This is a genomic window from Citrobacter sp. RHBSTW-00887 (assembly GCF_013728095.1).
In the GTDB taxonomy this organism is placed as follows: domain Bacteria; phylum Pseudomonadota; class Gammaproteobacteria; order Enterobacterales; family Enterobacteriaceae; genus Citrobacter; species Citrobacter braakii.
In genome coordinates this window covers 111604-134709 of sequence record NZ_CP056267.1, presented here as the reverse complement: position 1 = coordinate 134709, position 23106 = coordinate 111604, and the positions used below count along the sequence as shown (strand labels likewise).

19 protein-coding genes are annotated in these 23106 nt (G+C 54.0%); 9 read left to right on the top strand and 10 right to left on the bottom strand.

Translation table 11 applies throughout. The annotated features are described in order from the left end of the window. Positions 1 to 3: 3 nt before the first annotated feature. Together HV314_RS00610 and HV314_RS00605 are read left to right on the top strand one after the other, a co-directional pair. The gene (locus HV314_RS00610; RefSeq protein WP_019078038.1) at positions 4 to 867 is read left to right on the top strand and encodes a YicC/YloC family endoribonuclease; all 864 of its coding nucleotides are present in this window, start codon (positions 4 to 6) and stop codon (positions 865 to 867) included. Positions 868 to 1123: 256 nt separating this feature from the next. After that, positions 1124 to 1741, top strand: coding sequence for a trimeric intracellular cation channel family protein (locus tag HV314_RS00605; protein ID WP_003024049.1), 618 nt, complete (start codon positions 1124 to 1126; stop codon positions 1739 to 1741). Here HV314_RS00605 and ligB read toward each other — a convergent pair. Further along, positions 1738 to 3417 (bottom strand): NAD-dependent DNA ligase LigB, encoded by a 1680-nt coding sequence (gene ligB, locus HV314_RS00600; RefSeq protein WP_181547072.1) that lies wholly within the window; start codon positions 3415 to 3417, stop codon positions 1738 to 1740. The genes HV314_RS00605 and ligB overlap by 4 nt on opposite strands. A gap of 261 nt (positions 3418 to 3678) precedes the next feature. Here ligB and gmk point away from each other — a divergent pair, with 261 nt between their 5' ends. From gmk to recG, 5 genes are read left to right on the top strand one after another with little or no spacing between them, the layout of a single operon-like run. Continuing rightward, positions 3679 to 4302, top strand: a complete 624-nt coding sequence (gene gmk / locus HV314_RS00595) for a guanylate kinase (RefSeq protein ID WP_016155006.1) — start codon at positions 3679 to 3681, stop codon at positions 4300 to 4302. A 54-nt stretch (positions 4303 to 4356) separates the two neighbouring features. Next, entirely contained in the window at positions 4357 to 4632 is a 276-nt protein-coding gene (rpoZ, locus tag HV314_RS00590) for a DNA-directed RNA polymerase subunit omega (protein ID WP_000135058.1), read from the top strand. An 18-nt stretch (positions 4633 to 4650) separates the two neighbouring features. Then, a complete protein-coding gene (gene spoT / locus HV314_RS00585) occupies positions 4651 to 6765 on the top strand; it encodes a bifunctional GTP diphosphokinase/guanosine-3',5'-bis pyrophosphate 3'-pyrophosphohydrolase (RefSeq protein WP_003024038.1) in 2115 nt (704 codons plus the stop codon). 10 nt (positions 6766 to 6775) lie between these two features. Next, complete coding sequence (gene trmH / locus HV314_RS00580) at positions 6776 to 7465, top strand: tRNA (guanosine(18)-2'-O)-methyltransferase TrmH (RefSeq protein WP_047415767.1); 690 nt, start codon at positions 6776 to 6778, stop codon at positions 7463 to 7465. A gap of 5 nt (positions 7466 to 7470) precedes the next feature. Beyond that, positions 7471 to 9552 (top strand): ATP-dependent DNA helicase RecG, encoded by a 2082-nt coding sequence (gene recG / locus HV314_RS00575; protein WP_016155008.1) that lies wholly within the window; start codon positions 7471 to 7473, stop codon positions 9550 to 9552. A 42-nt stretch (positions 9553 to 9594) separates the two neighbouring features. Here the strand turns inward: recG and gltS are convergent, their stop codons facing one another. Further along, a complete protein-coding gene (gene gltS / locus HV314_RS00570) occupies positions 9595 to 10800 on the bottom strand; it encodes a sodium/glutamate symporter (protein ID WP_016155009.1) in 1206 nt (401 codons plus the stop codon). Between the two features lie 225 nt (positions 10801 to 11025). Here gltS and xanP point away from each other — a divergent pair, with 225 nt between their 5' ends. After that, the gene (gene xanP, locus HV314_RS00565) at positions 11026 to 12417 is read left to right on the top strand and encodes a xanthine/proton symporter XanP (protein WP_003024026.1); all 1392 of its coding nucleotides are present in this window, start codon (positions 11026 to 11028) and stop codon (positions 12415 to 12417) included. A gap of 121 nt (positions 12418 to 12538) precedes the next feature. Continuing rightward, positions 12539 to 14248 carry an AsmA family protein gene (locus HV314_RS00560; RefSeq protein WP_016155010.1) on the top strand — a complete coding sequence of 570 codons (1710 nt, stop codon included), beginning with the start codon at positions 12539 to 12541 and terminating at the stop codon, positions 14246 to 14248. Between the two features lie 41 nt (positions 14249 to 14289). Here the strand turns inward: HV314_RS00560 and HV314_RS00555 are convergent, their stop codons facing one another. From HV314_RS00555 to yicI, 8 genes are all read right to left on the bottom strand, one after another. Continuing rightward, positions 14290 to 14973: a D-lyxose/D-mannose family sugar isomerase gene (locus tag HV314_RS00555; protein WP_181547070.1), complete on the bottom strand. Its 684-nt coding sequence runs from the start codon at positions 14971 to 14973 to the stop codon at positions 14290 to 14292. 49 nt (positions 14974 to 15022) lie between these two features. Further along, positions 15023 to 15883 (bottom strand): ketose-bisphosphate aldolase, encoded by an 861-nt coding sequence (locus tag HV314_RS00550; RefSeq protein ID WP_181547068.1) that lies wholly within the window; start codon positions 15881 to 15883, stop codon positions 15023 to 15025. Positions 15884 to 15963: 80 nt separating this feature from the next. Continuing rightward, the gene (locus tag HV314_RS00545) at positions 15964 to 16815 is read right to left on the bottom strand and encodes a class II fructose-bisphosphate aldolase (protein WP_181547066.1); all 852 of its coding nucleotides are present in this window, start codon (positions 16813 to 16815) and stop codon (positions 15964 to 15966) included. Positions 16816 to 16826: 11 nt separating this feature from the next. Continuing rightward, positions 16827 to 17918, bottom strand: a complete 1092-nt coding sequence (locus HV314_RS00540; RefSeq protein ID WP_181547064.1) for a PTS fructose transporter subunit IIC — start codon at positions 17916 to 17918, stop codon at positions 16827 to 16829. Positions 17919 to 17944: 26 nt separating this feature from the next. Then, positions 17945 to 18265, bottom strand: a complete 321-nt coding sequence (locus HV314_RS00535; protein WP_016155014.1) for a PTS fructose transporter subunit IIB — start codon at positions 18263 to 18265, stop codon at positions 17945 to 17947. A 19-nt stretch (positions 18266 to 18284) separates the two neighbouring features. Continuing rightward, positions 18285 to 18755 (bottom strand): PTS sugar transporter subunit IIA, encoded by a 471-nt coding sequence (locus HV314_RS00530; protein ID WP_003842172.1) that lies wholly within the window; start codon positions 18753 to 18755, stop codon positions 18285 to 18287. Between the two features lie 26 nt (positions 18756 to 18781). Continuing rightward, positions 18782 to 20335 (bottom strand): BglG family transcription antiterminator, encoded by a 1554-nt coding sequence (locus tag HV314_RS00525; protein ID WP_181547062.1) that lies wholly within the window; start codon positions 20333 to 20335, stop codon positions 18782 to 18784. A gap of 445 nt (positions 20336 to 20780) precedes the next feature. Beyond that, complete coding sequence (gene yicI / locus HV314_RS00520; RefSeq protein WP_181547060.1) at positions 20781 to 23099, bottom strand: alpha-xylosidase; 2319 nt, start codon at positions 23097 to 23099, stop codon at positions 20781 to 20783. Between the last annotated feature and the right edge of the window lie 7 nt (positions 23100 to 23106).

Sequence of the window (23106 nt, the reverse complement as noted above, 5' to 3'; positions counted from 1 at the left end):
TCTATGATCCGCAGCATGACCGCCTACGCCCGGCGTGAAATCAAGGGTGAATGGGGTAGCGCTACCTGGGAAATGCGCTCGGTAAACCAGCGTTATCTGGAAACTTATTTTCGCCTGCCGGAACAGTTCCGTAGTCTTGAACCCGTTGTTCGCGAACGTATTCGCACGCGTCTGACGCGCGGTAAAGTCGAGTGTACGCTGCGTTTTGAGCCTGATGCCAGCGCCCAGGGCGAGCTGATTCTAAATGAAAAGCTCGCTAAACAGCTCGTTAGCGCTGCTAACTGGGTCAAAATGCAGAGTGATGAAGGTGAAATTAACCCAGTTGATATCCTGCGCTGGCCAGGCGTGATGGCTGCCCAGGAACAAGATCTGGACGCCATTGCCGCTGAAATCCTCGCCGCGCTTGACGGTACGCTGGATGACTTCATCGTCGCGCGTGAAACCGAAGGTCAGGCGCTGAAAGCGCTGATCGAGCAGCGTCTGGAAGGCGTCAGCACTGAAGTCGCTAAAGTGCGTGCACATATGCCGGAAATTCTGCAATGGCAGCGTGAGCGTCTGGTAGCCAAACTGGAAGACGCCCAAGTGCAACTGGAGAATAACCGCCTTGAGCAAGAACTGGTGCTGATGGCGCAGCGCATCGATGTAGCAGAAGAGTTAGATCGTCTGGAAGCCCACGTCAAAGAAACCTACAACATTCTGAAGAAAAAAGAGGCTGTTGGCCGTCGTCTGGACTTCATGATGCAGGAATTCAACCGTGAGTCGAACACTCTTGCATCCAAGTCTATCAATGCCGAGGTGACTAATTCCGCAATTGAACTGAAGGTATTGATCGAGCAAATGCGCGAGCAAATTCAGAATATCGAGTAAACTCCATTCCACGTAGCCCACCCATAAACGACGGGGCTACGTGTTTTTCCCAACACTTCGGTTGTGACCCATCCACTTCGAATTATATTTTCTCATCATTTATTGTCACCATTCATAAAGTAAAGCGCATGCCATAACGCATTTACAGCAAACTCACATTAGCTGTAGTTATTAAAATTGCTTCACCTTAGAAAATCTCAATCGTGACAATGCGCACAAATCGTTAACCTTAGCCCCAGCAAATCAGGGGGAAGACATGCTGTTACACGTTTTATATTTAATTGGTATTACTGCCGAAGCCATGACCGGTGCGCTTGCGGCTGGGCGTCGCCGTATGGATACATTTGGCGTCATTATCATTGCCACCGCGACGGCCATTGGCGGCGGCTCGGTACGCGACATCCTTCTCGGCCACTATCCACTCGGCTGGGTAAAGCACCCTGAATACGTCATTATCGTGGCGACCGCTGCGGTACTCACCACCATTATTGCCCCCGTAATGCCCTATCTGCGTAAAATATTCCTCGTCCTAGATGCGCTGGGCCTAGTGGTCTTTTCTATTATTGGTGCCCAGGTGGCACTGGATATGGGTCATGGACCGATTATTGCCGTAGTCGCTGCGGTCACTACCGGGGTCTTTGGTGGTGTATTACGTGACATGTTCTGCAAACGCATCCCGTTAGTATTCCAGAAAGAACTGTATGCCGGCGTTTCATTTGCCGCTGCTGTGCTGTATATCGTGCTACAACATTATGTCTCCAGCCACGATGTGGTGGTGATCTCTACCCTGCTCTTCGGCTTTACCGCCCGACTACTGGCCCTGCGCCTGAAGTTGGGGCTGCCGGTATTTTACTATCGCCATGAAGGCCATTAAGGCATAAAGCCCGTGATCCGCTGAGCAGCTAACCAGTTGCTCAGCGCTGTGATCTCTTTATCCTCCAGCCACTGAATAACCTGTCGTGCCCGTCGCTCTCCCATGAAAGGAAATTGCCGCCAGCTTTGTTCACTGCGATCCCGTAACTGCTGCCACGAACCATCCCGACTGGCATTCAACGTTGCCTGTGTTAACGGTATTCCCATGGCAATCACCCAGCGCTTAAATGGAAGATGGCGTGACAGATTGAACTGATGCCACAGCTTCCCCCCTTTGTTCACGCCAAATGTGGACTGTAGCTGCTCCTGTGTTAATCCAAGCCAGGAAAAGATATGTTCAAAGCGATACGTCTGATGTAGCTCCCGCCATCCCGCCTCGCCCATACCCTCCAGCCCTAACACATCTTTGGCCCCCAGCCAGACGAGCCTGGCAACAAACTGTTCCTGACACTCCGCTGTGGCATAAAAACAAGTTAGTGAATTGAAGCGCCCCTCAGGTGGTGCTGGCTTATTACGCTGGGTGCTGCGCCAGACCACCTCATCAATACGGGGAATCCCCTGTCCGGCCAGACTTATCAGAATCTGATCGCCAGGCGCAATATCCCATTCATTCCAGCGCCGGATTGAGCCAATATTGACGCGCTGCACCCGCTTATCATCCAGCATGACAGGGACCAGCAATGCAACCACCGCAATTTTCCCGCTTTTGCCAACGGAGAACTGAATACCCGTCACCTCAGATACCCTGGCCACGGGAGGATATTTCCACGCTGCCAGCCAGTCTCCCTGTCCGGGTAGCCAGTATTGCGCCCGCGGTTCTTTTCCCGTTCGCACCACCACACCATCCGTCACAAAAGGTAGCGCTGAAGTCCACCACCTGGCGCGCGCCTGCTCGACGTCATCCACACTCTTCACGGCCTGAGTATATCGTTGCGTGAAACTGAACCCGGCAGCAGTGAGTAGCTCAAGTCTTTCCGACATAGCAACTGGACCATCAGGCCAGGCCCAGATAAAAATAGCCAGCGAGCGTAACATTTCCGGGTTGCTCTGGCGCATCATCATTCCAGCAACCTTTGAGCGGGCGTTCATTCCCCCTCTCTGCTGCTGAATATGCCCTTGTTGCTGCAAAAATATCTCCCCCTGCAACGTACTGTTAGAGAGCGGCCCGGTGGTAGTACGTGGAACGGAAGGGATCTGAAGAACCTTTTGCGTCCAGTCTTCGCCTTTCAGACCGTTACCACGGCTAATCGCCCGTATCAGATTTCCATTGCGATAAACCAGCGTGACCGCCACGCCATCCACCTTCGGCTGCACCCAGAGATCGCTACGAGCATGCATCCATTGCTGTAGCGCTTGCTTATCGGCAAGTTTTCGAACTCCCGTGTGGGGAACGGGGTGCGAGATTGTTCCACTTATTGGGGGCGCAGATAGATCTGGTGGGGCTTCATCGCCAAAACAGCGCTGCCATTGGATGAGTTGCGCATTGAGCTGGTCATAAACGGCGTCGTCTACGACACTTTCTCCCTGTTTCCAGTAACTGTCATTCCACTGTGTTATCTGCTGCTGTAGTCGTGAAATTTCCTCTTGTGCCCTGGCAGGCGACCAGACGGGGCATACCGCCCATGAGGGTAGATACCACATTAGCAAAACCAGCCCTATGCATTTCCATAATCCCATGCTATCTCCGCTGAACAGTACGTTTCCCGGCAGATATAACGCGAATTGAAATGGAAACAGAGAGGCAAAAAATCATCCTGCGAGCAACGTTCCTGACATTTGCACGAATTGCTGCAAACCGCGGATAAAACAGGAAACTGGTACGCAAAACGCAATAAACATGCGCAAAAAGTGTGACAAGGGCTACGTCACATAGCGGCTACGTGTATAATAAGCCCGTATGTAGGCTCTCTTTCGACAATCACATACATTAAGATACTCATGGCTCAAGGCACGCTTTATATTGTTTCTGCCCCCAGTGGCGCGGGTAAATCCAGCCTGATTCAGGCTTTATTAAAGACCCAACCGTTGTATGACACCCAGGTTTCTGTTTCGCACACCACGCGCGCACCGCGCCCGGGGGAAGTGCACGGTGAACACTATTTTTTCGTGAACCATGACGAATTCAGAACCATGATTGGCAGAGACGCGTTCCTGGAACACGCTGAGGTTTTCGGGAATTACTACGGCACCTCGCGTGAGGCCATTGAGCAAGTGTTAGCATCCGGCGTAGACGTCTTTTTAGATATCGACTGGCAAGGTGCGCAGCAAATTCGTCAAAAAATGCCGCATGCGCGCAGTATTTTTATTTTGCCACCATCTAAGATTGAGCTGGATCGCCGTCTTCGTGGCCGCGGTCAGGATAGCGAAGACGTGATCGCAAAACGTATGGCGCAAGCTGTTGCAGAAATGAGCCATTACGCCGAATATGATTATCTTATTGTGAATGATGATTTCGATACCGCCCTGGGCGATTTGAAAACTATCATTCGCGCCGAACGTCTGCGCATGAGCCGCCAAAAGCAGCGTCATGACGCTTTAATCAGCAAACTGTTGGCAGACTGAACCCACATTCAGTATCATGCCCAGTCATTTCTTCACCTGTGGAGCATTTTAAGTATGGCACGCGTAACTGTTCAGGACGCTGTAGAGAAAATTGGTAACCGTTTTGACCTGGTACTGGTCGCCGCGCGTCGCGCTCGTCAGATGCAGGTAGGCGGAAAGGATCCGCTCGTACCGGAAGAAAACGATAAAACTACCGTTATCGCGCTGCGCGAAATCGAAGAAGGTCTGATCAACAACCAGATCCTCGACGTGCGTGAGCGCCAGGAACAGCAAGAGCAGGAAGCCGCTGAATTACAAGCCGTTACCGCTATTGCTGAAGGTCGTCGTTAATCACAAAGCGGGTCGCCCTTGTATCTGTTTGAAAGCCTGAATCAACTGATTCAAAACTACCTGCCGGAAGACCAGATTAAGCGTCTTCGGCAGGCGTATCTCGTTGCACGTGACGCTCACGAGGGCCAGACACGTTCAAGCGGTGAACCCTATATCACGCACCCGGTAGCGGTAGCCTGCATTCTGGCCGAGATGAAACTCGACTATGAAACGCTGATGGCTGCGCTGCTGCATGACGTGATTGAAGATACCCCAGCCACCTACCAGGACATGGAACAGCTTTTTGGTAAAAGCGTTGCTGAACTGGTAGAAGGGGTGTCGAAACTTGATAAGCTTAAGTTTCGCGATAAGAAAGAGGCGCAAGCTGAAAACTTTCGCAAGATGATTATGGCGATGGTGCAGGATATCCGCGTCATTCTCATCAAACTCGCTGACCGTACCCACAATATGCGCACGCTGGGCTCATTACGCCCGGACAAGCGTCGCCGCATCGCCCGTGAAACCCTCGAAATCTATAGCCCGCTGGCACACCGTTTAGGTATTCATCACATTAAAACCGAGCTGGAAGAGCTGGGTTTTGAAGCGCTGTACCCGAACCGCTATCGCGTGATTAAAGAAGTGGTTAAAGCCGCTCGTGGCAACCGCAAAGAGATGATTCAAAAAATCCTCTCGGAAATCGAAGGGCGTTTACAGGAAGCAGGTATTCCGTGTCGCGTAAGTGGCCGCGAGAAGCACCTGTACTCTATTTACTGCAAAATGGTGCTCAAAGAGCAGCGTTTTCACTCCATCATGGATATCTACGCTTTTCGCGTTATCGTTCATGATTCCGATACCTGTTATCGCGTACTCGGCCAGATGCACAGCCTGTACAAACCTCGTCCTGGTCGCGTGAAAGACTATATCGCCATTCCGAAAGCGAACGGATATCAGTCTTTGCACACCTCAATGATCGGCCCTCACGGCGTCCCGGTTGAAGTACAGATTCGTACCGAAGACATGGACCAGATGGCAGAGATGGGTGTAGCAGCGCACTGGGCTTACAAAGAGCACGGCGGCGAAAGCAGCACCACCGCACAAATCCGCGCTCAACGCTGGATGCAAAGTCTGCTGGAACTGCAGCAGAGCGCCGGTAGCTCGTTTGAATTTATTGAAAGCGTCAAATCTGATCTCTTCCCGGATGAGATTTATGTTTTCACACCGGAAGGGCGCATTGTCGAACTGCCTGCCGGTGCAACGCCTGTCGACTTCGCCTACGCCGTGCATACCGATATCGGTCACGCCTGCGTCGGCGCACGCGTCGACAGACAACCTTACCCGCTTTCGCAGCCGCTCTTTAGCGGCCAGACCGTTGAGATTATTACCGCTCCGGGCGCCCGTCCGAATGCAGCGTGGCTCAACTTCGTCGTCAGTTCGAAAGCGCGCGCCAAAATTCGCCAACTGCTGAAAAACCTCAAGCGCGATGATTCCGTCAGTCTGGGTCGTCGACTGCTCAACCATGCCTTAGGCGGTAGCCGTAAACTGGCTGAGATCCCGCCAGAGAGCATCCAGCGTGAGCTTGAGCGCATGAAGCTCGCCACGCTTGACGATCTGCTCGCGGAAATCGGTCTGGGTAACGCCATGAGCGTGGTAGTAGCGAAAAACCTCCAGCAGGGCGAAGCAACGGCAAACGTGCCAGCGCAATCTGGTCACGGTCATCTGCCGATCAAAGGCGCAGATGGCGTGCTGATCACCTTCGCGAAATGCTGTCGTCCGATTCCTGGCGATCCAATCATTGCCCACGTCAGTCCGGGTAAAGGTCTGGTGATTCACCATGAATCCTGCCGTAACATTCGTGGCTATCAAAAAGAGCCAGAGAAGTTTATGGCGGTGGAATGGGATAAAGAGACAGAACAGGAGTTCATCACCGAGATTAAGGTGGATATGTTTAACCACCAGGGTGCTCTGGCAAACCTGACGGCGGCAATCAACACGACCACCTCCAACATTCAAAGTCTGAATACGGAAGAGAAAGATGGCCGCGTCTATAGCGCCTTTATTCGCCTGACCGCTCGCGATCGCGTGCACCTGGCGAATATCATGCGCAAAATCCGCGTCATGCCAGACGTGATAAAAGTCACCCGTAACCGTAACTAGAACACGTTTTATGAATACTCAACGTTATGCACGTATTTGCGAGATGCTCGCACGTCGTCAGCCCGATCTGACCGTCTGCATGGAGCAGGTCCACAAACCTCATAACGTTTCTGCAATCATTCGTACTGCAGACGCGGTCGGCGTGCATGAAGTCCACGCCGTCTGGCCTGGTAGCCGTATGCGCACCATGGCCTCTTCTGCCGCAGGCAGCAACAGTTGGGTACAGGTGAAGACTCACCGCACTATTGGCGATGCGGTCACACATTTAAAAAGCCAGGGCATGCAGGTTCTGGCAACACATCTGTCAGATAAAGCCGTGGATTTTCGCGAGATTGATTACACGCGCCCCACCTGCATCCTGATGGGCCAGGAGAAAACCGGCATCACTCAGGAAGCGTTGGATCTGGCGGATCAGGACATCATCATTCCCATGACTGGCATGGTGCAATCGCTGAACGTTTCGGTCGCCTCCGCGCTGATTCTGTACGAAGCACAGCGCCAGCGGCAAAACGCCGGCATGTACCAACGAGAAAACAGCATGCTGGCGCAAGATGAGCAGCAGCGTTTGCTGTTTGAAGGCGGTTATCCGGTGCTGGCGAATGTCGCTAAGCGCAAAGGTCTTCCCTACCCCCACGTAAACACGCAGGGCGAAATTGAAGCCGATGCAACGTGGTGGGCCACTATGCAATCTGCGAGATAAACGCGATGAAAGGCCGTTTACTGGATGCCATCCCACTCAATTCTCTGACCGGCGTTGGCGCAGCGCAAAGCAGTAAACTGGCGAAAATTGGCCTGCACACCGTGCAGGATCTTCTGCTCCACCTCCCTCTGCGTTACGAAGACCGCACGCACCTGTACCCGATTGGCGAACTGCTGCCGGGCGTTTACGCCACCGTAGAAGGCGAAGTGCTTAACTGCAATATCACCTTCGGCGGACGCCGGATGATGACCTGTCAGATCAGTGATGGCTCCGGCATTCTCACCATGCGCTTTTTCAACTTTAGCGCCGCAATGAAAAACAGTCTCGCCACCGGTCGCCGGGTGCTGGCCTATGGCGAAGCCAAACGCGGAAAATACGGCGCAGAGATGATCCACCCGGAGTATCGCGTGCAGGGCGATCTCAGCACGCCGGAATTGCAGGAAACGCTCACGCCGGTGTATCCAACCACCGAAGGCGTGAAGCAGGCCACGCTGCGCAAACTGACCGATCAAGCGCTGGACCTGCTCGATACCTGCGCCATTGCCGAACTGCTGCCGCCAGAGTTGTTGCAAGGTATGATGAGCCTGCCGGAAGCTCTGCGCACATTGCACCGTCCACCGCCGTCACTGCAGTTGAGCGATCTGGAAACCGGTCAGCATCCAGCACAGCGACGTCTGATTCTGGAAGAATTGCTGGCGCATAACCTCAGCATGCTGGCACTACGCGCCGGGGCGCAACGTTTCCACGCCCAGCCGCTGATCGCAAACAACGCGCTGAAAGATAAGCTGCTGGCGGCTCTACCGTTTAAACCCACCGGCGCCCAGGCCCGCGTTACCGCTGAGATCGAACGCGATATGGCACTGGATGTCCCTATGATGCGTCTGGTGCAGGGCGATGTCGGCTCCGGCAAAACGCTGGTTGCGGCGCTGGCCGCCCTACGTGCCATCGCACATGGTAAGCAAGTTGCGCTGATGGCCCCCACCGAACTATTGGCTGAACAGCACGCCAATAACTTCCGCAACTGGTTCGCGCCACTGGGTATTGAAGTTGGCTGGCTGGCAGGTAAACAGAAAGGCAAAGCGCGCCTGGCACAGCAGGAAGCTATCGCCAGCGGTGAGGTGCAGATGATTGTCGGCACGCACGCAATTTTCCAGGAACAGGTGCAGTTCAACGGACTGGCGCTGGTTATCATCGACGAACAGCACCGTTTTGGCGTACATCAGCGCCTGGCGCTGTGGGAGAAAGGTCAGCAGCAGGGTTTCCATCCACACCAGCTAATCATGACCGCCACCCCAATCCCGCGTACGCTGGCGATGACCGCCTATGCCGATCTCGACACGTCGGTCATTGACGAACTCCCTCCGGGGCGTACGCCGGTCACCACGGTGGCAATTCCGGATACCCGCCGCAGCGATATTATTGACCGCGTGCGCAACGCTTGTACCCATGAAGGGCGCCAGGCGTACTGGGTCTGTACGCTGATTGAGGAGTCTGATTTGTTAGAAGCTCAGGCCGCTGAAGCCACGTGGGAAGAGCTTAAACTGGTGCTGCCAGAGCTGAATATTGGCCTGGTACACGGCCGTATGAAGCCCGCAGAGAAGCAGTCGGTAATGGCGGCCTTTAAGCAGGGCGAATTGCAGCTGCTGGTTGCCACCACGGTGATTGAAGTGGGCGTAGACGTACCTAACGCCAGCCTGATGATTATTGAAAACCCGGAGCGCTTGGGCCTGGCGCAGTTGCACCAGCTACGTGGTCGCGTAGGTCGTGGCGCGGTGGCCTCCCACTGCGTCCTGCTCTACAAATCGCCGCTGTCAAAAACCGCGCAAAAACGCCTGCAGGTTCTGCGCGACAGCAACGACGGATTCGTGATCGCGCAAAAAGATTTAGAGATCCGCGGGCCCGGCGAGCTGTTGGGTACGCGCCAGACCGGAACGGCAGAATTTAAAGTCGCAGATTTGCTGCGCGATCAGGCGATTATCCCGGAAGTTCAGCGCATTGCCCGTCATATTCACGAACGTTACCCGCAACAGGCTGTGGCGCTGATTGAACGCTGGATGCCGGAAACCGAGCGCTACTCCAACGCATAGTAGATTCATAGTGGCGGCGGATGTGACTCCGCCGCACAGACATTATTGCGCAAAAATCGGCAGCAGCAGATACAGCTTAATCACCAGCGCATTGACGATATCGATAAAGAACGCCCCCACCATCGGCACCACCAGAAACGCCATATGGGATGGTCCAAAACGTTCTGTAATTGCCTGCATGTTGGCAATCGCCGTGGGTGTCGCACCGAGGCCAAAACCGCAGTGTCCGGCTGCCAGCACGGCGGCATCGTAGTTCTTACCCATCATGCGCCAGGTGACGAATATCGCGTACAGCGCCATGAAAATGGTCTGCACAACCAGGATTGCCAGCATCGGCAGGGCCAGAGAAGCCAGCTCCCACAGCTTCAGACTCATTAGCGCCATCGCCAGGAACAGCGACAGGCTAACGTTACCCAACACCGAAACCGCGCGCTCGAACACCCGATAAAACCCCATTAACGCCAGGCCGTTACTGAGGATTACCCCAACAAACAGCACGCAGACGAAAGTCGGCAGTTCCAGCACCGTTCCGACCAACATTTGTGCAACGATTTTACCCACCGTCAGACAGATGGCGATCAGCGCAATGGTTTCAATCAGCACCAGCGAAGTGATTATGCGTCCGACATCCGGCTTTTCAAATGCGGTAGGCACAGCCTGATCGTCCGGCATGCCGTCTGGCGTGGTAGAGTGTTTGACCAGATAGCGGGCCACCGGGCCGCCAATCAATCCGCCCAGCACCAGGCCAAACGTTGCGCAAGCCATCGCCACTTCAGTCGCATTAGCGAAACCATAGCGCTCAATAAACAGTTTGCTCCATGCGGCCCCGGTTCCATGCCCACCAGAGAGGGTTATCGAACCGGCGATCAGCCCCATCAGCGGATCCAGACCCAGCAGAGTCGCCATACCAATACCGATGGCGTTTTGCATCAGCAGCAGGCCAACAACCACAATCAGAAAGATACCCACCACACGGCCACCCGCGCGCAGGCTGGCGATATTGGCGTTCAGGCCGATAGTGGCGAAGAATGCCAGCATCAGCGGATCGCGCAGGGTCATATCGAAGTTCACTTCCCAACCCATGCTTTTTTTCAGCACCAGCAGCGCAATCGCCACCAGCAATCCGCCAGCTACAGGTTCGGGAATGGTGTATTTTTTCAGGAAGGAAACAGACTGGACGAGCTTACGTCCCAGCAGCAACACAAGGGTTGCCGCAACCAGCGTTGATAACGTATCGAGATAAAACATTTACAACTCCATTAGTGCGTTTAGCACAATCACGCACGATGCATTCCAGACCGATTTTTAGCTCTTATTGAGTTTTCGGTGTGGATTTTAAGCAGAAAATCATGAAAAGTTATATAAAAATGTTTGTTTATCCGTTTTAAATATTAAGAACACCTGGTAGCAAACGTTTGCATTTCCGCCATGGTCAGATAAAATCACCGCTTTTCCACCATGGGATTGCCTCTGATGTCCGTTAACGCCGTAGAGTCAACAAATGCGCAACCGGTTGCGCAGACTCACAACAGTGAACTGATTTACCGTCTTGAAGATCGCCCCCCGCTAGCCCAGACCCTGTTTGCCGCCTGTCAGCACCTGCTGGCCATGTTCGTCGCGGTAATCACCCCAGCGCTGTTAATTTGTCAGGCGCTCGGTTTACCGGCTCAGGATACTCAACACATTATCAGTATGTCGCTGTTCGCTTCCGGCGTGGCTTCTATCATTCAGATCAAAGCCTGGGGGCCGGTCGGCTCAGGGCTATTATCCATTCAGGGCACCAGCTTTAACTTTGTTGCGCCACTGATTATGGGCGGTACAGCGCTAAAAACCGGTGGTGCAGATGTCCCAACCATGATGGCGGCGCTGTTCGGTACACTGATGCTGGCAAGCTGCACTGAGATGGTTATCTCACGCGTACTGCATCTGGCGCGTCGTATCATTACCCCGCTGGTCTCAGGCGTGGTGGTGATGATTATCGGCCTGTCACTGATTCAGGTAGGTCTGACGTCGATTGGCGGCGGCTATGCGGCAATGAGCGACAACACCTTTGGCGCGCCAAAGAATTTACTGCTGGCTGGCGTCGTGCTGGCGCTGATTATCCTGCTTAACCGCCAGCGCAACCCGTACCTGCGCGTTGCGTCACTGGTGATTGCGATGGCGGCAGGTTACCTGTTGGCGTGGTTTATGGATATGCTGCCGCAAAATACCGCGCCGGTAAGTCAGGACCTGCTGATGGTGCCAACGCCGTTGTATTATGGCCTGGGTATCGACTGGAGCTTACTGCTGCCGCTGATGCTGGTGTTTATGATTACCTCGCTGGAAACCATCGGTGATATTACGGCTACCTCCGATGTCTCCGAGCAGCCCGTTTCTGGTCCGCTGTATATGAAACGCCTGAAAGGCGGCGTACTGGCGAACGGTCTGAACTCGTTTGTTTCAGCCGTATTCAACACCTTCCCGAACTCCTGTTTTGGACAAAACAACGGGGTTATTCAGTTAACAGGTGTTGCCAGCCGCTACGTTGGTTTTGTGGTTGCGCTGATGCTGATCGCGTTGGGCCTGTTCCCGGCGGTCAGCGGTTTTGTACAGCATATTCCTGAGCCAGTACTCGGCGGTGCTACGCTGGTGATGTTCGGTACTATCGCGGCATCCGGCGTGCGTATCGTATCCCGCGAACCGCTGAACCGCCGCGCAATTCTGATTATCGCGCTGTCGCTGGCCGTCGGCCTCGGCGTTTCCCAGCAGCCGCTGATCCTGCAGTTCGCTCCGGACTGGGTGAAAAACCTGCTCTCTTCCGGCATTGCCGCAGGCGGTATTACCGCTATCGTTCTGAATCTGGTGTTCCCACCAGAGAAGCAATAAGCAAAATGCGGCGTTGATTCTGAATCAACGCCGCTGTAACGCTCTTTCACCATTCCCGCCTTGAGCATTGCGCCTAAATCGTGCATAACTTGACTATGTGCACTTCGCGGGATGGAAGACCATGAAATTTATTGGAAAGCTGCTTCTTTACGTGCTGATCGCCCTTGCAGTGGCGATCCTCGGCTTATATTTTCTACTGCAAACCCGCTGGGGCGCAGAGCACGTCAGCGCCTGGGTTTCGCAGAACAGCAGCTACCATCTGGCATTTGATGCCATCGATCACCGGTTTTCTTCTCCTTCCCATATTCTGCTGGAAAACGTCACCTTTGGCCGGGATGGTCAGCCCGCAACGCTGGTCGCCAAAACGGTCGATATTGGACTGAGCAGCCGCCAAATCACCGACCCGCTGCACGTAGACACCATTCTTTTGCAAAACGGCACGCTGAATCTTTCCCAGCAAACTGCGCCGCTGCCGTTCCAGGCCGATCGCCTGCAATTGCAAGATATGGCGCTTAACAGTCCCGGTAGCGAGTGGACCCTGAGCGCGCAGCGCGTTAACGGCGGAGTCATTCCCTGGAGTCCTGAGGCGGGTAAAATTCTCGGGAGTAAAGCGCAAATTCAGCTCAGCGCCAGTTCGTTGACGCTGAACGACGTCCCCACGACCAACGTATTGATTGAAGGCAGTATTGACCATGACCGTGTGACGCTGAGCAATATTGGCGCAGACGTGGCGCGAGGCGCATTAACCGGCGTGGCGCAACGCAATGCCGACGGTAGTTGGGTAGTAGAGAATCTGCGCCTGAACGATATTCGGCTGCAAAGCGACAAATCGCTGGCCGAGTTTTTTGCTCCGCTAAGCACTATTCCTTCCCTGCAAATTGGTCGTCTGGAAGTAACAGATGCCCGTCTGCAAGGCCCTGACTGGGCGGTGACGGATCTCGATCTGAGCTTGCGCAACATGACCTTCAGCAAGGACGACTGGCAAACTCAGGAAGGAAAACTGTCGATGAACGCCAGCGAGTTTATCTACGGCTCTCTGCACTTTTTCGATCCGATTATGAACGCCGAGTTCTCGCCGCAGGGCATTGCGCTGCGCCAGTTCACCACCCGCTGGGAAGGGGGAATGGTCAGAACATCCGGAAACTGGCAGCGCAACAACAAAGCGCTGGTCCTCGATGATGCCGCCATTGCCGGTCTGGAGTACACGCTGCCGGAAAACTGGAAACAGCTGTGGATGAAACCTCTACCAGCCTGGCTAGCCAGCCTGACGCTGAAGAAATTCAGCGCCAGCCGTAATCTGGTGATCGATATCGACCCGAGCTTCCCATGGCAGCTCACCGCGCTGGACGGCTACGGTGCTAACCTCGGGCTGGTGCAGAACAATCAGTGGGGGATCTGGAGCGGGAGCGCTAACCTCAACGCCGCTGCCGGCACCTTTAACCGCACCGACGTGCGTCGTCCTTCGCTGGCGCTGACGGCGAACAGCAGCACCATCAATATCAGCGAACTAAGCGCCTATACGGAAAAAGGGTTGCTGGAGGCCACAGCCAGTATTTCACAGTTGCCTCAGCGTCAAACTCAGGTCAGCCTGAACGGGCGCGGCGTGCCAATGACGATTCTGCAGCAGTGGGGATGGCCCGCACTGCCGCTTTCCGGCGACGGTAACATCCAGCTTACCGCCAGCGGCAATATTCAAGCCGATGCGCCACTCAAGCCAACGGTCAGCGGCCAGTTGCATGCGGTGAACGTGGAGAAACAGCAGGTAACGCAAACCATGCAGGCGGGCGTGGTATCCGGTAGTGAAGTTACCGCCCCACCCGCTGCGCAGTAAAATCTGACGGCCCGGCGGCGATTTGCCGACCGGGTCGCCGTTTATCGCTGTAAGCGCGCATATTCACTGCACAACAGCCACTTCACCGGCTCATCCTCTTCTATCGCCGGGAAGCGACCACCTGGCTCAAGGAAGTGATTGTCATGCAGGTCGTCATTGACCATCGAGATCTCCCAGCCCAGCACGAACGCTTTCTCCGCCCAAAAGCGATGATACAACCGCGGCGGCAGGCATACCCCCTGCCCCGGTTTCAATACCAGCGTCTCGCCAGCGTCAACGGAACGCCGCTGACCATCGACGCTAACCTCAACAATGCGCCGGGCATCATACCCGTCATCAGGCGTAGCCCACGCCAACTGCATACATAAATCGCCGCCGCCACGGTTAACGATATCTTCCATTTTATGGCGATGAAAATGCCATGGCGTCTGCTGATCCTGCTGAATCTGCAGCATCTTTTCGGCGTACGGTTTGGGGTAGCTGGCTGACCCTAACTGACCATTGCGCAACGTCAGTAACATCAGCCCCGTTTGCGCAAAATCTCCGCGCCCAAAGTCGGTTATATCCCAGCCCAGTTGGAGATCGAGCACTTCACGCCACAGAGTGTGATCCTGTTGCCGCCAGGCATCAGCCGTAAAATACGCAAAGTCAGGCAGGCAAACCCGAAAAGTCTCGGCGATGGCATGCGCTTTATCGACGGCATAATTAATGTGTGAACGCTTCATTCCACTTTTCCTTGTTGCGAAAAAGGCGGGTCACCCCGCCTGTATGCGGTTAGTAAAGTGACGCTTTGCCGGTTGAGCCGAACAGTTTCATTTTGTGACGGATCACATCCCGCGCGGCGCTAATGGCTTCCGGGTAAATAACGTTCGGGTCCCACCAGGTTTCTTTCGCCAGGATTTCGCGGACTTTCTGGAAGTAAGCGTATTTCATATCGCTGGAAATGTTGATTTTGCCAACGCCCAGCGTAACGGATTCGGCAATTTCCGCATCCGGGTTCGCGGAACCTCCGTGCAGCACCAGCGGAATGTCTACTCGCCCGGCAATCTCGCGCAGGATGTGCATTTGCAGCTCTGGCTGCATCCCTTTCGGGTAGATGCCGTGTGCAGTTCCAATCGCCACCGCCAGCGTATCCGCGCCGGTACGGGCGATAAAATCCTGTGCCTGATCAGGATCGGTATAAGTGACCTTCGATACACCGCCTTCCACTGACGTCCCGGTTTGACCAATCGTACCCAGTTCCCCTTCCACCGAAACGCCTACCACATGCGCCAGCTTGACCACTTCGCGGGTCAGCGCCACGTTCTCTTCATACGGCAACAGCGAGCCATCAATCATCACCGAGGTAAACCCACACTGAATCGCCCGCAGGACATGCTCGACCGAAGCGCCGTGGTCCAGATGCAGAGTAAAGGGAACCGGGCTGCGCAGAGTGATATCACGGACGTAGCTAAAAAACGCATCGCCTACAAAATCATGTTCGCTGGGGTGAATGGAGATAATCGCCGGGGTATTGGTTGCTTCCGCTTCTTCCACTACTGCACGTACAAAGCAGCTGTCCGCCACGTTGAATGCGCCGATGGCAAAACCGTGCTGACGGGTAGGTTGCAGTAATTCGTTCATCGAAACTAACATGTTAATTCTCCAGTTTCAGGGTGTAGAAAGCCCTGCCAGTGCGTCGTCGCAGAGGCATAGAAGGCGTTACAGAAAACGAATCAGGCTTTGTCGATAGCGCCGCTGGCCTGCAGGTACGGAATAATGGCTTCCTCGCAGGCCTGCTCCATCAGGGCCAGGGCATCAACGAGTTCACCGGATGTGTCGCGACACAGGGTATGCAGTAGTGCAGCCTTTCCGGCTTCGAAAACCGCCGCGCCAACGTTTATCTTGGCGACGCCAAACGTCGGGCAGCGCAGTAGCTGGTCAAACGGCGTCCCGCTGCCGCCATGCAGCGCCAGCGGCACCGTTGATAAACGGGCAATTTCCTCCAGTCGCTGGAAATCAATGGCGGGTATGACACCGGGCGCGTACATGCCATGTGCCGTGCCGACCGAGACCGCCAGTAAATCGATCCCGGTCTGTTGGATAAAGGGCTCCACATCGGCGGCCTGGGTCATCAAATCAGCGTTAGCTGCGTGATCATAGCGCGGGGCGTCGGCCAGATGCCCCAGCTCACCTTCCACGCACAGAGAAACGCTGGTCGCGAGCTCGACCACCGCCCGGGTCTGGCGAATGTTCTCCTCCAGCGCAAAGGCGGAGGCGTCGATCATTAACCCGCTGAATCCGGCGCGAAAAGCCTGGCGAATGCGTACTGGGTCCTTTCCATGATCCAGCGCCAGCGCGACCGGTACCGACGCTTCCTCTGCCAGCGTTTTGACGACCGCCACCGCTATCGGTGCAGGAAAATGGCCCAGATGCCCCTGATACAGATTCAGAATGATGGGCGCACGGTGTTTCTCAGCCACCCGCACCGCCGCACGGGCGCTTTCCAGGTTCATACAGTTGATAGCCAGCAGCGCGTACTGCTCGCGCCAGGCTTTCGTCACCATGCTTTTCATATCGGCAAACATACGGCCTCCGGTTATTCCAGGGTGAAGGTGATCTCTTCGTCTTTCAGCTTTTGATCGCTAAGTTCATCAAACTCTTCGTCACGTTCGGTCACCGGTTTCTTCCACAACGACAGCATGACGCCGCAAATCACCGTGCCGATCCCCAGCGCCAGGCAAAACAGTAGCGGATGTGTAAAGAGCGGGACCACGAACATGCCGCCGTGCGGTACCGGGCTTTCGACGCCCCACACCATAATCAGACCGCCCGCTATCGCCGAGGCCACCACGCAGGACCCCACCACGCGCAGCAGGTCGCGCGCCGCAATGGGAATGACCCCTTCGGTAATCATGCAGATCCCCATCGGGAATGCCGCTTTCAGCGCCTCGCGCTCCGCACGGGTGTACTTGTGACGCGTCAGCAAAAAGGAGAGCGTAATGCCGAACGGAGGGATTATCGAACCGACAAACTTCACCGCTTCCGGACCGTACACGCCGCTGACCAACATGCCGTCAGCAAATAGCGACATGGTTTTATTCACCGGTCCGCCAAAGTCGAATGTCGCCATTGCGCCAAGGATGGCCCCCATTAAAAAGCGTGACCCGCCCTGCATGGACTCCAGCAGATGAATCAACGCGTCCTGCAGCCAGGCTATCGGTTTGCCAATTAGCGTCATCATCAACAGGCCGCCAATGATGGTACTCAGTACCGGCAGCACCATGATGGGCATCAACCCCTGCATCGACTGCGGCAAACGGATATAGCGCTTGAGCAGCAGGACGGTATAACCGACCAGAAAACCGCCCAGCATCCCGCCGATAAAACCGGTATGAATTTCACCGCAGACAAAGCCGACAATCAGACCCGGCGCGAATCCGGGGCGGTCAGCAATGGAGTACGCAATCGCCGCACTAATCAGCGGTACGATTAACCCCATCCCCCAACCGCCAATCTGGTTGAGCATCCAGGGTATGGTTCCTGTTTTTTCACCCACGTTAGTGCCGCCAAGTATTTGCCCGAGAGCAATACAGATCCCGGCGGCAACAATTAACGGGATCATCCACGAAATCCCCGTTAATAAATGTCTTTTTATTTCCTGAGATAGCGGAATTTTATTTTCACTCATGTGAAATCCCTCCAGAATGGGGATCGCTACTGGTTATTATTAACTAATGATTTTTCGACCTTTTCAAGAAACTGAATGGGCGACTTTATGACAATTTCAGTTTTCACTCGCACAATACGTTTATTTAAAAATCGTTCCTCCCCTTTTATTTTCACATCCACAGCAAGAATCACGACATCAGCAGCAGAAATGTCCTCTGTCAGCAGTTCGTTTTCCGTGCCGATAGTCCCCTGGGTTTCGACTCTTATATTATGACCAAGCGCTTTAGCACCTTTAATTAACTTCTCACGGGCAATATAGGTGTGCGCAATACCCGCCGTACAGGCGGCAACACAAACAATATTCATAACATGCTCCACGTATTATTTAGCAGACATTGGATTCAGCATATTGGCTAAAAAGCTCAATAATTTTCTGTGGACTGCTTTCGACTAACAGTTGTTCAATAATGTCGTCATCCGCCAACGCGCCGGCAACCTGCGAAAGCAGACGAATATGGGTGGTGTTTTGATCTTCAAGGCGTACGGCAAACAGAATGATGCAGCGCACGTTGCTGCCGTCCAGGGTTTCCCAGGGAATATCCTGGCGGGTACGCCCAATCGCCAGCGTGGTATTGACCACCGCCGAGGATTTCCCGTGCGGAATCGCAATATGATTTTCGAAGCCGGTCGAGCCTTCTGATTCACGCTGCCAGACATCCTGAATAAACGTTTCCCGGCAGCTAATTGCCCCATCTTTTTGCAGAATATCCGTCAGTTCCTCAATAACCTCCGTTTTGTTTGTGGCCTTCATGTCCAAAATAACGCGATTTGTATTGAGTATTTTCGTGATGTCCATAAATCATACCTCATGGAGTTCAGACATTAATTTTCAACGACCAGCGACGTCGCCCGATGTAATTTTTCCGTAATAACCGTTTCTGTTACCCGCTTAATATCCGCATCATTGAAGAAGGCGGTGACATACACAACCGGAATGGCAACGGCAGGTAAATTGATCGTCGATACCACCAGTTCAATATCGTCCGTCAGGACGGAGGGCAAGCTGCCTGCCGACACCACGCCGACGATGGTCCAGTCCGGAAAGGCGCGCAGAATGCGGCTTTTGAGTAAGTGAGAGGTGCCGATACCGGTTGAGCAAACCAGCAGCACACGTTTACGCGCTATCTGACGCTCCATCGCGGCCTGAAAATGCACGGTTAAATATCCCACCTCATCATCCGACACGGCCCGTTCGCCCCAGCCGCTAAACACCCGATTCACCGCGCACTGAGTCAGACGCCAGACGTCCTGCAACTCGCCTTTAATGTCCTCCAGCAGCGGATTACGAATGCGGATCTGGTAGTTGAGGCGGTTAATCAGCGGCTTAATATGGATCAGCAATCCGTCATACAGCGCAGTGTCCTGGCTAAGATCGCAGTCAACCATTTCGGCGAAGGTGGCAATCAGCCGATGGGTGATCAAGCGTGCTTCGTCGCTGGAGTGCATATGGCCAATTACGCTCACATCGTTATGCTCTTCAATCACCATACCGGAGGAGATAATATATTGATAAATAAACCAGACTTCGTCTTCCGGCAGCGGGTGGGCAATGCGTTTTTCGATATGCTGAATCATGCGACTGGCAATGGAAAAGATGTTCTCATCACATGACGTGATGCTTTCTTCTTTTCTCGGTAGCGCATTGCCTCGCGTAATGCGGTACATCATGATCAGAATATGAGTAAAGATATTGACGTAATAAGGCTCGCCCAGCGACCAGCACAGATCGTTCTCCATTTCCTGCAACAGCGTCTGGACAAATAAAACGTCTTCTTCGCCGAAGTAATGCACTAACGCTTTATAACTGCCCGGATCAAGTCGTGAATAAATCACGCTTCCAGGTTCATTATGGTTAATCACACCGTTAATTAGCGACGCCATCGCCTGGCGCACCCCGCTCTCGCTGCCTTCAATGTGTGTACCACTCTGGCTGCGAATCAGTGACAGACCCAGCGGGGTAATCCAGGATTCAATCACTTTCAGATCGTTAACAATCGATGCACTACTAATAAAATAACGTTCGGATAATTTATTGATCGATGTTTCATGCGGCGTTTCACTTAATAATTGCGAGGCTATCTTAACCCGCCGTGAATTATTCATCATGCCGTCAGCATCATCACCCTCCGCCCCTAATAACTGATCCAGATATAAAAGGTCAGTAATGTTATCGGCACTTAATATCACGCCCGCACCGGCACGTTTATCGATGGATATTTTCCATTCCGATAACCATTGTTCCAGTAACCGCAGATCGCGCTGGACGGTTTTCTCTGAAACAGATAAATACTCGGCAATTTTTAGCAGCGTAACATATTCCTTCCGGGACAGAAGAAACTTTAATAATCTGTTTTGTCGCGAGGTAATCATTTGCATTATTTACCCTTATTACATACCAGATTAAATATCTATACCCGTCATACTTCAAGCTGCATGTGCGTTGGCTTTCCTCGCTCACCCCTGTCACGTACTTATGTACGCTCAGGGGATTCGCTGCGTCGCCGCCTTCCTGCAACTCGAATTATTTAGGTTATAAAGAAGCGTTTATGCTCCACGTGTAATCCGTGATGATAAATATAAGAGGACTACGATGCGCCAACAATACTAAATCGTGTCCTGTATTCCGGACAGAAATAAGACAAAAAGAGGAAATAGTGAATATTTACGGCGCAGATCACATTTTTCGCGGGAATTAGAGTGATAGCGCTCGCAAATATGGGGAGGTAAAAATTTAAGTCGGGATGTTTTTGATTTTTAGATCTGGAACGCTGCTCGCGGCGTGGGCCGGATAAGACGCATCCGGCACCACGTCGACACATGCTTACAAGGTAATCGTCAGCTCACTGCCCTGTGGAGTAATAACTACACCCAGCTCGCTGCCCATATGCGAACCGCATTTAATGCCGCCAATTTTCTGAATATTTCGAAGGCACAGCATCCAGTTACGCGCATCTCCACTACCTTGCACGGTGATGGTATTACCCGTGCGCGTCGCCTTCAGCGTGAAGATAACCGAGCCGTCAGCAGCCGGAACTTCACAGATTGCTTCCCGCCCCTCCTGCAGATGGAACAGCTGGAACGCTGTCCCTTCGTGCCAGGCGTAGTCCGGCTTCTGGTTATTGCTGCCCAACGCCAGCAGGGTGTTCTCACGCACATAAACCGGCAGACTCAGGAAGTCATGCTGCTGCTTATGCCAGCGGCTACCAGACACCTCATCATTACGCCACAGATGCGTCCAGCGTCCTTCCGGCAGGTAGAACTGCACATCGCCCGCCTCGCTAAACACCGGCGCGACCATCACGCTATCGCCCAGCATGTACTGGCGGTCGAGATAATCACACGCCGGATCGTCCGGGAACTCCAGCATCATCGCGCGCATCATCGGGGTGCCCTGCGCATTAGCGCGCGCTGCTTCACGATACAGGTACGGCATCATGCGGCATTTCTGTTCGGTGAAGTAGCGCACCACATCGCAGGATTCGTCATCGTACGCCCATGGCACACGGTAGGATTTACTGCCATGCAGGCGGCTGTGGCTGGAGAGCAGCCCAAACGCACACCAGCGCTTGTAGACGTGCGCCGGAGCGGTATTCTCAAAGCCGCCGATATCGTGGCTCCAGAAGCCAAAGCCGGACAGGCCAATAGACAAACCACCGCGCAGGCTTTCCGCCATCGATTCATAGTTGGCGTAGCAGTCGCCGCCCCAGTGCACCGGAAACTGCTGTGCGCCCACGGAGGCCGAACGAGCAAACAGGACAGCCTCTTCTTCACCAACGGTTTCTTTCAGCACGTTCCACACCAGTTCGTTGTAGATGTACGCATAATGGTTGTGCATCTTCTGCGGATCGGCACCGTCAAACCACTGCACATCCGTGGGGATGCGTTCGCCAAAGTCAGTTTTGAAGCAGTCAACGCCGATATCCACCAGACCTTTCAGCTTGTTGGCATACCACTCGCAGGCTTGTGGATTAGTGAAGTCATAAATCGCCAGGCCCGGCTGCCATTTATCCCATTGCCACAGGGAACCGTCCGGGCGCTTGAGCAGATACCCTTTCGCTTTCAGTTCATTGAACAGCGGGGATTTCTGACCGATGTAGGGGTTTATCCATACGCACACCTTCAGCCCTTTCTCTTTCAGGCGGCGGATCATACCTTCCGGGTCCGGGAAGGTCACCGGGTCCCACTCAAAGTCGCACCACTGGAAGGCCTTCATCCAGAAACAGTCGAAGTGAAAGACGTGCAGCGGCAGATTGCGCTCGGCCATGCCGTCGATAAAGCTGTTCACCGTCGCTTCGTCGTAATTGGTGGTGAATGACGTGGTCAGCCACAGACCGAACGACCAGGCTGGCGGCAACGCCGGACGGCCGGTAAAGCGGGTATAGCGATCCAGCACCGCCTTCGGCGTTGGGCCGTCGATGACGAAATATTCCAGATACTCGCTTTCAACGCTGAACTGCACTTTCGACACTTTCTCAGAGCCGATTTCAAACGACACGCACTGCGGATGGTTCACCAGCACGCCGTAGCCGCGGTTGGTGAGATAAAACGGGATGTTCTTGTAAGACTGCTCGGTACTGGTACCGCCATCGCGGTTCCAGGTTTCCACCGTCTGGCCGTTACGTACCAACGCGGTAAAACGCTCGCCCAGCCCGTACACCGTTTCCCCCACGCCCAAATCCAGACGCTCAAACATATAGTTACGCCCGCTGTGGGTATCCTGCACGTAACCGCTATTCTTTAGCTGACTGCCGGTAATACGTTCACCATTACGTAGGAAATCCAGCAACCAGAACTCACCTTTGGTCACCCGAACGCTCAGATTGCCGCTCTTCAGTTCGGCAAATTCAGCGGTGTTTCGCATCTCAACATTGACGTCCTGCAACACGTTCAGCGGGTAATGCGGGCCGGTATCCAGCGCGCCCTGGAAGTGTTCCATACGCACGCCAACCACGCCTTCCTGCGGCGAGAAAAAGCGTAGGGTGAAGAGTGGGGTATCCAGTTGCCAGGTACGTTCACGCACATCGCGCGGCGCAACGTAGACAATCATCTCATTACCCTGCTGTTCAACGTCGAACACCTGAATTGGGTGTATTAAATTCAGTCCAGGTTGAGTCAGCCAGTTTCCATCGCTAATTTTCATCGTCAGT